Source organism: Mycobacterium sp. 4858, assembly GCF_900240975.1.
Taxonomy (GTDB): Bacteria; Actinomycetota; Actinomycetes; order Mycobacteriales; family Mycobacteriaceae; genus Mycobacterium.
In genome coordinates this window covers 1,483,465-1,496,443 of the sequence record NZ_LT968775.1, presented here as the reverse complement: position 1 = coordinate 1,496,443, position 12,979 = coordinate 1,483,465, and the positions used below count along the sequence as shown (strand labels likewise).

Annotated in this window: 1 pseudogene (cut by a window edge); it reads left to right on the top strand. The window is 69.5% G+C overall.

What is annotated here, in order from left to right:
* The first annotated feature begins 42 nt into the window (after positions 1 to 42).
* Positions 43 to 12,979: pseudogene (locus C1737_RS06845) on the top strand (non-ribosomal peptide synthase/polyketide synthase); it runs 18,331 nt beyond the window's last position.

Below are 12,979 nucleotides of genomic sequence, written 5' to 3'. Positions count from 1 at the left end.
GTCTAGGTATGAAGGAGTCGGAAAAGCTTTCGGGGGGAATTTGTGGAACGCAGTGACCGTGCATTGCCGCTGACGCGGGCGCAGCTGGACATCTGGCTCGCGCAGCAAACGGGTCACTTCGATGTGGCATGGCAGCTCGGGGTGCTGGTGCGGATCGAGGGCGCGGTTGACCGCGCGTTGTTCGAGCAGGCGATGCGTCACGTGGTGGGCGAGGCCGAAAGCATCCGGGCGTGCTTCTTCGAGGTAGACGGCGAAGTCTTCCAGACCGCGATCGAGGACCCCGATATCGAACTGGCCTTCTACGACGTGAGCGGTTCGCCCGATCCCGAGCGCGAGGTCCGGGAGAGGGCGTCGGCCATCCAACGGACGCCGATCCCGCTCACCGGCCCGATGATCAACTTCTACCTCTTCCAGACGGCGCCCGATGAGTACTACTGGTTCACCTGCTGCCATCACATCGCCATCGACGGGTTGGGCATCGCGCTACTCGGCCGCCGGATTGCGGCCGTCTATTCCGCACTCGCCACCGGCGCCGCGATATCGCCGGCCTTCTTCGGTTCGTTGCGTGACCTTGTCGACAGCGAGGCGGAGTATGCGGCTTCCGCCGATTACGCCGAGGACCAGACCTATTGGGCCCAACACCTTCCTTCGGCAAGCGAGCCCGACTATCGGTTGACCCAAACCGGCGGCGAGCGCGATCCCTACGCACCCTCCCCACCGGTCCAATTGGACTCGTCGGTGGTCGCCCTGATCAAACAGTTGTCCAAAGCGCTGGGCATCCGCCGGTCGTCGGTGCTCACCGCCGCGTGCGCGCTGTTGGTGCGCGGGTTCCGTACCGACAATTCCGACGAGGTGGTGCTCGACTTCCCGGTCAGCCGCCGGACGGATCCCGAATCGAAGACCCATCCCGGCATGCTCGCCGGGGTCGTGCCCCTTGTCTTGAACGCGTCGCCGCACGGGACAGTCGCCGACTTCCTCCAGCAGGTCGACACCCGCTCGCGAGAAGCGCTGCGGCATCAGCGATTTCCAGTCCACATGCTTGGCGGCGACGGCGGGTTCCGTGGCGCCCCGCAGGCGTCCAACCGGGTCGTCGTCAACTTCGTTCCGGCCAGACTCACCCTCAGCCTCGCCGGTGTCCCGGCGACCGCCACATACACCACCTTCGGCCCGGTCGGTCACTTCGGACTGTTCTTCCTCGGCTTCGGGGACCAGCAATTCCTGAGCACCGTCGGTGTCGGGCAACCGTTCTCGAACTTCGACGTCTCGGATTTGGCGGGACGTCTGCAGCGGGTGTTGGTGGCGATGGCGGGTGATTTGTCGCGGGTGTTGTCGTCGGTGGATCTGGTCGGCGATGCAGAGCGCGCGCGTCTGGAAGGGCTTGGTAATACGGCGGTTTTGGCGGGGCGGGCGGCTTTGCCGGTGTCGGTGCCTTCGTTGTTCGCCGCGCAGGTGGCGCGTGCGCCGGGGGCGGTGGCGTTGGTGTGCGCGGGCGGGTCGGTGTCGTATCGGGAGCTGGATGAGGCGTCGAATCGGTTGGCGCGTTGTTTGGTGGCCGAGGGTGCGGGCCCGGGGCGGGTTGTGGCGCTGGTGTTTTCGCGGTCGGCGGAGGCGGTCGTGGCGATGCTGGCGGTGCTCAAGTCCGGGGCGGCGTATCTGCCGATCGATCCTTCCTCCCCGGATGCGCGGATCGGGTTCATGTTGGCTGACGCCGCGCCGGTGGCGGTGGTGACTACGGCGGATCTGGCGGTGCGTCTTGAGGGTCGCGGGGTCAGCGTGATCGATGTCGATGATCGGCGCATCGACGCCGAGCCGCACACGGCCCTGCCCGAGCCGGATGCCGATGGGGTGGCGTATGTGATTTACACCTCGGGTACCACGGGTGTGCCTAAAGGTGTTGCGGTGACGCATCGTAACGTGACGCAGTTGATCGGGTCGCTGGACGCTGGTTTGCCGGCGCCGGGGGTGTGGTCGCATGCGCATTCGCTGGCGTTCGATGTGTCGGTGTGGGAGGTCTTCGTCCCGCTGTTGCGCGGTGGGCAGGTGGTGGTCGTCGATGAGGACACCGCGCGTTCGCCCGAGGATCTGCATGAGGTGTTGATCGCCGGGGGCGTGACGGTGCTGACGCAGACGCCGTCGGCGGTGGCGATGCTGGATCCGGCCGGTCTGGACGGGGTGGCGTTGGTGATGGCGGGGGAGGCCTGCCCGCCTGAGGTGGTGGATCGGTGGGCGCCGGGTCGGGTGATGGTCAACGCCTATGGGCCGACCGAGACGACGATGTGCGTGGCCATCAGCGCTCCGCTGGAGGCGGGCTTGGGCGTGCCGCCGATCGGGTCGCCGGTGCCGGGGGCGGCGCTGTTGGTGCTTGATGGCTGGTTGCGGCCGGTGCCGCCGGGGGTGGTGGGCGAGTTGTATGTCGCCGGGGCCGGGGTGGCCACCGGTTATGTGGGTCGGGCGGGGTTGACCGGGTCGCGGTTTGTGGCTTGTCCGTTCGGCGGGGCCGGTAGGCGGATGTATCGCACCGGGGACCTGGCGTGCTGGGGTGCTGATGGGCAGTTGCGTTATCTGGGCCGCGCCGATGAGCAGGTCAAGATCCGCGGGTATCGCATCGAGTTGGGCGAGATCCAGGCGGCGTTGGGCGCACTCGAGGGCGTGGGGCAGGCGGTGGTGGTGGCCCGCGAGGATCGCCCTGGTGACAAGCGTCTGGTCGGTTATGTCACCGGTGCCGCCGATCCGGCTCAGCTGCGGACCGCTTTGGCGCAGCGGTTGCCGGCGTTTATGGTGCCCGCGGCGATCGTGGGACTGGAAGCGCTGCCGCTGACCGCCAACGGCAAACTGGATACCCGCGCGCTGCCCACCCCCGAGTACGCCGCCGGTGACTACCGCGCTCCGCAGAACCCGACCGAGGAAATCCTGGCGAGCATCTACGCCGAGGTCCTTGGCGTCGACCGCGTGGGCACCGACGACTCCTTCTTCGAACTCGGCGGCGACAGCATCCTGGCGCTGCAGGTGGTGTCGCGGGCGCGGGCCGCCGGCCTGAGCTGCCGGCCCCGCGACGTCTTCGTCGAGCAGACCGTTGCCCGCCTGGCCAGCGTGGCCGCGATGACCGGCGGCCAAACCGAGGTGATCGACGAGGGTCTCGGTCCGGTGCAGGCCACCCCGATCATGCGGTGGTTGCACGGCGTGAACGGCCCGACCGACCAGTTCAACCAAACGATGCTGCTGCAGGCGCCCGCAGGGGTGACCGAGGCCGACGTGGCGATTGTGTTGCAGGCCTTGCTGGATCGGCACGCCATGCTGCGGCTGCGCGTCGAGGGCGACGGTGCCGACGGATGGGCGCTGTGGGTGCCCGAGGCGGGTTCCGTGGATGCGACCGGCTGCCTGCGGTCGGTGGATGTTCTCTCGGACGAGGCGCTGGCGGCGGCCCGGTCGCGGCTGGACCCCGCCGCCGGAACGATGCTGAGCGCGGTGTGGGCCGGCCCCACCGGCCAGCTGGCGTTGATCGTCCACCACCTCGCCGTCGACGGGGTGTCCTGGCGAGTCCTGTTGGAGGACTTGAACATCGCATGGGCCCAGCACCGCGGCGGGCAGCCGGTGGCGCTGCCCGGAGGCGGGACGTCGTTCGCCCGCTGGGCGTCGCTGCTGGGCGAGCACGCGCGTCGCCCGGAAGTCATCGAGCAAGCCGGGGCCTGGAAGCGGATCGCGGCGACCCCGCCCGCACTGCCGGCGGTGCGCCCCGAGGCCGACACCTACGCCGCCGCCGGGCACCTGTCGGTGTCATTGGAGGTCGAGGTCACCCGCACGCTCATCGGCGAGGCGCCGGCGGCGTTTCATGCCGGCGTGCAAGACATTCTGCTGATCGCCTTCGGGCTGGCGTGGACGGAGTTCCTGGGCGGCGAGGCCTCGATCGGCATCGACGTCGAAGGCCACGGCCGTCACGAGGAACTCGCGCCTGACGTGGACCTGTCGCGCACCGTCGGCTGGTTCACCACCAAATACCCGGTGTCCTTGACCGTGAGCGGGGCGTCCTGGGCCCAGGTGGTGGCCGGCGAGCGGGAGCTGGGAACGCTGATCAAGGAAGCCAAGGAACAGCTTCGCGCCGTGCCGCACCCGCTGACCTACGGTGCGCTGCGCTACCTCAACGGCGACGCGAAGATCGACGGGGCCGACCCGCCGATCGGGTTCAACTACCTCGGTCGCCTGGTCACGGGAACCGAGCTGCCCGATGAGCTGTGGCGGCTGCACCCGGAGAGCCTCTCGTTGAGCGGCGCCGCCGCGGCGATCCCGATGCCGTTGGCACACACTGTCGAACTCAACGCCGGCACCGTCGACACCGACGCCGGTCCGCAACTGCGCGCCAACTGGACGTGGGCGCCGTCGGCCCTCGACGAAGCGCAGATCGGCCGGTTGAGCCAATTGTGGTTCGACGCTTTGTCCGGCATCTGCGCGCACGTGCGGGCCGGTGGCGGCGGGCTCACGCCCTCGGACATCGCGCCCGCCCGGCTGAGCCAACCGCAGATCGACGAGCTGCAACGGCGATACGACCTCGCCGACATCCTGCCGCTGACCCCGCTGCAGCAGGGTCTGCTCTTCCATTCGAGCACCGCGCACGGCAGCGACGACATGTATGCGGTGCAACTGGATTTCACGCTCACCGGCCCGCTGGACCCCGACCGCCTGCACGATGCGGTACACACGGTCATCAACCGGCATCCGCACCTGGCGGCCCGATTCTACGAACGGTTCGACGAACCGGTGCAGATCATCCCGGCCCGCCCGGCGGTGGCATGGCGGTACACCGACCTCGACACCGAGCGGCAGATCGAAGAGCTCTGCGCCGCCGAACGCGCCGCCGTCGGCGACCTGGCCGACCAGCCGCCCTTCCGGGTCGCGGTGATCCGTACCGGAGAGGACCGGCACCGGCTGGTGCTGACCAACCACCACATCGTGCTCGACGGGTGGTCGTTGCCCATCCTGCTGCGCGAAATCTTCACCAGCTACTACGGTGAACCGCTGCCCGCCGCCGCCCCCTACCGCAGCTTCGTCACCTGGCTGGCCGATCGCGACGTCGATGCCGCCCGCGCGGCCTGGGCTGAGGTGCTCGCCGACTTCGAGGCGCCGACGCTCGTCGGCCCGAAAGATCGCCTGGGCCAAGGGCGGCGCGGTGCGGCATCCTTCCGCGTGGCCGAGGAGACCACGAGTGCGGTCACTGAACTGGCACGCTCCTGCCAGACCACCGTCAGCACCGTCCTGCACGGCGCCTGGGCGTTGCTGCTGACCTCGCTGACCGGTCAGCACGACGTCGTCTTCGGCACCCCGCGGTCTCGCGTGGGCCAACTGGACGTGGCCGGCGCGGAATCGATGGTGGGGCTGTTGATCAACACCGTGCCGGTGCGCGCCAACATCGGCGCGACCACCACCGCCGCGGACCTCCTGCGTCAGCTGCAGGACACCAACAACGACACGCTTGAACATCAGCACCTGGCGCTCAACGACATTCATCGCATCACCGGCCACGAGCAGCTCTTCGACACCCTGTTCGTCTACGAGAACTACCCGATCGGCGACGGCATGCAGTTGGGCCCCGACGGGCTGGCGATCGCCGGGTTCACCAACCGTGAATACAACCACTACCCACTGACGATGGAGGCGCTCCCGGGCCGTGAACTCGGCCTGCACGTCGAGTTCGACGCCGACGTGTTCGACACCGAGAGCGTCGAAGCGCTCGTCGAGCGGTTCCAGCGGGTGTTGGTGGCGATGACGTCCGGTCCCGGACGGCGCCTGTCCGGGGTCCAGCTGCTCGGCCGCGACGAGCGCGACCTGGTGCTGGCGAAGCTGTCCGGCGCCGGTACGGCCGCGCCGGTGGGCGTTGCCCCGGAGTTGCTGGCGGCGACCGTCGCGGCCGACCCGGACGCCGTCGCCGTGGTCGACGGCGAGCGGCGGCTGTCTTACCGTCAGCTCGACGAATGGTCGACCCGCCTGGCCCGCAAGCTGATCGACGCCGGCGTGGGTCCCGAGCGCGCCGTGGGCGTGGCGATGGATCGCTGCCTCGAGTTGGTGGTCGCGTGGTGGGCGGTGATCAAGGCCGGCGGCGTGCACGCGCCGGTGGATCTGGACCACCCGGTCGAGCGGATCACCACGGTACTCGAAACGGCGGGCGCGGGCTGCGTATTGACCTGCGCCACCGATGAAGTGGCCGCGGCCGGACCGCGCCCGGTTATCCGGATCGATGGGCTGGACCTGTCGGGGGTCAGCGCGAACCCGATCACCGACGCCGATCGGCTGGCCCCACTGACGGCCCATGACGCCGCCTACGTGATCTTCACCTCGGGGTCGACCGGTGTCCCCAAAGGCGTGGTGGTGGGCCACGAGGGGCTGCTGGGATGGGCTGCCGCGCAACGCAAGTCGTGCGGGCTGAGCGCGGACACGCGGGTGCTGATGGTGGCCGCGCCGACCTTCGACGCGTCGGTCGGCGAGATGCTGTTGGCGGCGGTGTCGGGGGCGGCGCTGGTGGTGGCCCCTCCCGGGGTGTATGCGGGGGAGCCGCTGACCGCGTTGCTGCAAAGCCAACGCGTCAACGCGGCCTTCCTGACCCCGACGGTGCTGTCGTCGCTGGATCGTTCGCGGCTGCCCGAATTCGACAGATTGATGGTCGGCGGCGAGGCGTGTCCGGCGGAGTTGGTGGCCGCGTGGGCGCCGGGCCGGCGCATGTTCAACGTGTACGGCCCGACCGAAACCACTATCTGGGTCACCATGAGTGCACCCCTGCCGGCCGAGGGGCCGGTTCGGATCGGCACCCCGATCGCGGGCGTCTGCGCCATGGTGCTCGACGGCTGGCTGAACCCGGCGCCCATCGGGGTGGTGGGTGAGCTGTACGTGAGCGGGCCCGCGCTGGCGCACGGCTACATGGGGCGCGTGGACCTGACGGCGGAACGGTTCGTGGCCAACCCATTTGGCGGCGCCGGCTCGCGCATGTACCGCACCGGCGACCTGGTGCGCTGGACCCGCGACGGCACCCTGGATTTCGTGGGTCGCGCCGACAAGCAGATCAAACTGCGCGGCCAGCGCATCGAATTGGGTGAGATCGAGAACACGCTGCTGGCGTGCTCGCATGTCACCCAGGCCGCCGTCACCGTGCGTGACGGCGCCGCCGGCTCTCATCTGGTCGCCTACGTCACCCTCGACCACAACACCAACGCCGATCACGACGTGGAAGACGTCGAAGAGTGGCAACACCTCTACGACGACCTGTACGGCGCCGATCTCGGATCCGGATTCGGCATGGACTTCCGCGGCTGGAACAGCAGCTACACCGGCGAGCCGATCCCGCTCGACGAGATGATCGAATGGCGTGCCGCCACGGTGGATCGGATCATGGCCCTGCGGCCGCGGCGCGTCCTCGAGATCGGCGCCGGTTCGGGTTTGCTGCTGTCGCAGATCGCGCCGGAGTGCGATCAGTATGTCGCGACCGACTTCTCGCCCGTGGCCATCGAAAACCTGGCCCGCTCACTGGAGCAGTCGCAGTTCGGATGGCGGGACCGGGTCGAGTTGCTCACCCAGCCCGCCCACGTCACGGACCGGTTGCCGCGCGGCCATTTCGACACCGTCATCGTCAACTCGGTCGTCCAGTACTTCCCGAACGCGGGATATCTGGCCGAGGTCATCGACAACGCGATGGAGCTGCTGGCCCCCGGCGGCGCGCTGTTCATCGGTGACGTCCGTAACCACGCACTGCAGGGCGCGTTCCAGACCGGGATAGCCCTGTCCCGCAGCGCCGAAGCCGCCGACGCCGACGAGATCCGCAAGCGGGTCAGCCACGCCATGCTCGGTGAAACCGAATTGCTCCTGGCCCCGGACTTTTTCACCACCTGGGCCGTCAACCGCCCGTCGGCGGGCGGATTGGAAATCCAACTCAAACGCGGCTTGTCCGACAACGAGCTGAACAGGTACCGCTACGACGTCGTCATCCACAAGGCACCCGCGCCCGTGCGGTCGGTGGCCACCGCGCCCACCTGGTCGTGGGCCGACCGCGCGGGCCTCGATGGACTTCGTGACGACCTGGTGTCGCTGCGTCCTGCCGTCGTCCGCCTCATCGACATCCCCCAGGCCGGAGTGATCGCCGACGTCCGCGTCCAGAGTGCGCTCGCCGCGGGCTTATCCGTCGAGGACGCGCTCGCCCAAGCCAGTCCCGAGGTCGCCGTCACCGTCGCCGAAGAGCTGCATCGCGTAGGCGACTCCGCCGGCTATCGTGTCGCCGTTACCTGGGGTGCCCAACCCGGCACTCTCAGTGCGGTTTTCGTCGACGCCGACCACCAGCCGGCCGCGGCCCTGACCGATCTGTACCTGCCCCCGGCGGGGGTGCGGCAGCGCACCAGCCACGCCAACGACCCCCGCACCAACACCAAGATCGGTGAGGTGCGCGAGCAGCTGAACGCGTGGTTGCCCGAGTACATGGTGCCGACACACATCGTGGCGCTCGAGGAATTCCCGATGACCTCCTCGGGCAAGCTCGATCGCAGGGCCCTGCCCGAACCGGAGTACCAGGACGTGGATCACTACCGCGCCCCGTCTACTCCCGCCGAGGAGATCCTGGTCGGGATCTACGGACAGGTGCTGGGGCTGGAGCGGGTCGGCGTCGACGACTCGTTCTTCGACCTGGGCGGGGACTCGCTGTCGGCGATGCGCCTGATCGCGGCGGTCAACGCGAGCATGAACGCGAACCTCGGGGTGCGGGCCGTCTTCGAGGCGCCCACCGTCGCCGAGTTGGTGCTTCTCGTCGGTGACGAAGCCAACCGGCCGGAGCCCCTGGTGGCGCGGGACCGCCCGGCGGTGATTCCGCTGTCGTTCGCCCAGACCCGGCTGTGGTTCATCGACCAGTTCCAGGGCCCCTCACCGATTTACAACGTCACCGTGGCGTTGCGGTTGCGCGGGTACCTGAACGCGGACGCGCTCGGTGCGGCGCTGGCCGACGTCGTGGCCCGGCACGAAAGCCTGCGCACCGTGTTTGCGGCCGCCGACGGGATCCCGCAGCAGGTGGTGATTCCCGCCGAGCGGATCGGCTTCGCCTGCGAGGTCGTCGACGCCCGCGGGTGGCCGGAAGACCGGCTGCGTGAGCGCATGGCCGCGGCGGCCCGCTACACCTTCGATCTGGCGAGCGAAAGCCCGCTGCACACCGAGCTTTTCACCCTCGGCGACGACGCGCACATCCTGCTGGTCGCGGTGCACCACATCGCCGCCGACGGCTGGTCGATCACCCCGTTCGCGCGTGACCTCGGGGTGGCGTATGCCAGCCGGTGTGCGGGGCATGCCCCCGACTGGGCGCCGTTGGCGGTGCAGTACGTCGACTACACCCTGTGGCAGCGCGCGCATCTCGGTGACGTCGATGATGCCGACAGCCGCATCTCGGCCCAGCTGAACTTCTGGGCCGACGCCCTGGCCGGGCTGCCGGAACGCCTGCAGCTGCCGACGGATCGGCCCTACCCGCAGGTCGCCGACCACCGCGGCGCCCGTCTGGCGGTCGACTGGCCGGCGGAGCTGCAGCAGCAGATTCGCCGGGCGGCGCGCGAGCACAACGCGACCAGCTTCATGGTGATCCAGGCCGCGTTCGCCGCGCTGCTCTCCAAGATCAGCGCGAGCGATGACGTGGCGGTGGGCTTCCCGATCGCCGGGCGAACCGAGCCGGCGCTCGACGAGTTGATCGGCTTCTTCGTCAACACCCTGGTGCTGCGGGTCGACCTGAAAGAGCTAGGCGGGGATCCCACGTTCGCCGACCTGCTGGCGCAGGTGCGACGGCGCAGCCTGGCCGCCTTCGAACACCAGGACGTGCCCTTCGAACTGCTGGTGGAACGGCTCAATCCTACCCGGAGCATGAGCCATCATCCGCTGATCCAGGTGTTGTTGGGCTGGGAGAACTTCCCCGGGGAGGTCACTGCCCCGGCGGGCGGATTGGCCCTGGGCGATCTGCAGGTCACGCCGATGCCCGTGCACACCGACACCGCTCGCATGGATTTGACGTTCTCCCTTGCCGAGCGCTTCACCGAGTCGGGGGCGCGCGCCGGCATTGTCGTGACGGCCGAATACCGCACCGACGTGTTCGATGCCCACACGGTCGAGCAATTGATCGAGCGGTTGCAGCGGCTGCTGACGGCGGTCACCGCCGAACCTGAGCGACGGCTGTCGTCGATCGACCTGCTCGATGCCGGTGAGCACGCCCGGCTGGAGAGGTGGGGCAACAGGGGAGTGCTGACCCGGCCGGCAATGCCGGTGACGGTTCCGGCGTTGTTCGCCGCGCAGGCGGCCCGCACCCCCGACGCGGTGGCCCTGGTCTGCGACGGCACATCCATGACGTACCGGGAGCTGGACGAGGCCGCCAACCGGCTGGCGCACCTGCTGATCGAGAACGGCGCCCGCCCGGGCGAACGGGTGGCGCTGCTGTTCTCGCGTTCGGCCGAGGCGATCGTGGCGATCCTGGCCGCGCTCAAGTCCGGGGCCGCCTACCTGCCGATCGACCCCGCGCTGCCGGCGGCCCGGATGGAGTTCATGCTCACCGACGCCGCGCCGATCGCCGCGGTCACCACGGCCGCCCTGGCCGACCGGCTGGACGGGTTCGACCTGGCGGTCGTCGACGTGAACCACCCCGACCTGGCCGGCCGGCCAGGCACGCCGCCCCCGCCCCCCGCGCCCGACGACCTCGCCCACATCATCTACACGTCCGGCACCACCGGCGTGCCCAACGCCCACATCATCTACACGTCCGGCACCACCGGCGTGCCCAAAGGCGTTGCGGTAACCCAGCACAACGTCGCGCAGCTATTCGACGCCCTGCAGATCGGCATCGCGCTATCGCCGGATCAGGTGTGGACCCAGTTCCACTCCTACGCCTTCGACTTCTCGGTGTGGGAGATCTGGGGGGCGCTGCTGCACGGCGGGCGCCTGGTGGTGGTGCCCGAGTCGGTGTCCCGCTCGCCGGAGGAATTCCACGCCCTGCTGGTGGGCGAGGGGGTCACCGTGCTCACCCAGACCCCGTCCGCCGTCGGGTTGCTCCCGACCGACGGGCTGGACGGGACCGCACTGGTGATCGGCGCGGAGCCCTGCCCGCCCGAGCTGGTGGACCGTTGGGCACCCGGACGGGTGATGGTGAACGTCTACGGCCCCACCGAAACCACGATGTGGGCGTCCAAGAGCGCGCCGTTGCAAGCGGGTTCGGGTTTCCCGCCGATCGGGTCCCCGGTCACGCGGGCGGCCTTCTTCGTGCTCGACGAATGGCTGCGGCCCGTGCCGGCCGGCGTGGTCGGCGAGCTGTATCTGGCCGGCGACGGCGTCGGCGTCGGGTACTGGCGGCGCTCGGAGTTGACCGCCTCGCGCTTCATGGCCTGCCCGTTCGGCGCGCCCGGGACTCGCATGTACCGCACCGGCGACCTGGTGTGCTGGGGTCCCGACGGGCAACTGCGCTACCTGGGCCGCGCCGACGAGCAGGTCAAGATCCGCGGCTACCGCATCGAGCTCGGCGAAATCCAGTCGGCGCTGGGCGCTTTGGACGGGGTGGAGCAGGCGGTGGTGGTCGCGCGCGAGGACCGGCCCGGTGACAAGCGCCTGGGGGGGTACGTCACCGGGACGGCGGACGCGGGCAGGGCCCGGGCCGCGCTCGCCGAGCGCCTCCCCGCCTACATGGTCCCGGCGGCCGTGGTCGTACTCCCTGCCCTGCCCATGACGGTCAACGGCAAACTCGACACCCGCGCACTGCCCGCACCCGACTATCGAGACGTCGACAATTACCGCGCCCCTACCACCGCGACCGAGGAGATCCTGGCCGGCATCTACGCCGAGGTGCTCGGCGTCGAACGCGTCGGTGTCGACGACTCGTTCTTCGATCTCGGCGGCGACTCGCTATCCACGATGCGGCTGATCTCTGCGGTCAATTCGTCGCTGGACACCGACCTCCCGGTGCGCGTCGTGTTCGAGGCGCCGACGGTCGCGCAGTTGGCGCCCCGCATCGACGAGGGGGCGGGCCGGCTGGCGCCGCTGGTGGCCGGTGAACGCCCGCCGGTGATCCCGTTGTCCTTTGCCCAGAGCCGGTTGTGGTTCATCCAGCAGTTGCAGGGGCCGTCGCCCATCTACAACATGGCGGCCGCGTTGCGGCTGAGCGGGTGCCTCGATGCCGACGCGCTGCGCGCGGCCCTGGCCGATGTGGTGGGGCGCCACGAAAGCCTGCGCACCCGATTCCCCGCCCGCGGCGGAACGCCCCAGCAGGTGGTGGTCCCGGCCGAGGACGTCGACTTCGGCTGGGACGTCGTTGATTCCACCGGACGGGCGGACGGCGAACTGGACCGGGCCATCGCAGCGGCGACCCGCTACACGTTCGATCTGGCCAACGAAACCCCGCTGCGCGCAAAGCTTTTCGCCCTGGGCGAGCGGGAGCACCTGTTGGTGATCGTGGTGCACCACATCGCCGCGGACGGGTTGTCGCTCACGCCGTTGGCCGCCGACCTGAGTGTGGCGTACGCCAGCCGGTCCGCGGGGCAGGCGCCGGGCTGGGCCGACCTTCCCGTGCAGTACGTCGACTACACGCTGTGGCAGCGGGCGCAATTCGGCGAACTCGACGACAGCGACAGCGCGATCGCGGCCCAGCTGTCCTACTGGCAGGACGCCCTGGCAGGCATGCCCGAACGGTTGCAGCTGCCCACCGACCGGCCCTCCCCGCCGGTCGCCGATCAGCGCGGGTCCAGCGTGGTCGTCGACTGGCCGGCGGAGCTGCAGCAGCAGGTCCGCCGGGTGGCCCGCGAGCACAACGCGACCACCTTCATGGTGGTGCAGGCCGCGCTCGCGGTGCTGCTGTCCAAGCTCAGTGCGAGTTCCGATGTGGCGGTGGGCTTCCCGATCGCTGGGCGCCGCGACCGCGCGCTCGACCAGCTCGTCGGTTTCTTCGTCAACACGCTGGTGCTGCGGGTCGACCTCGCCGGTGACCCCAGCTTCACCGAACTGT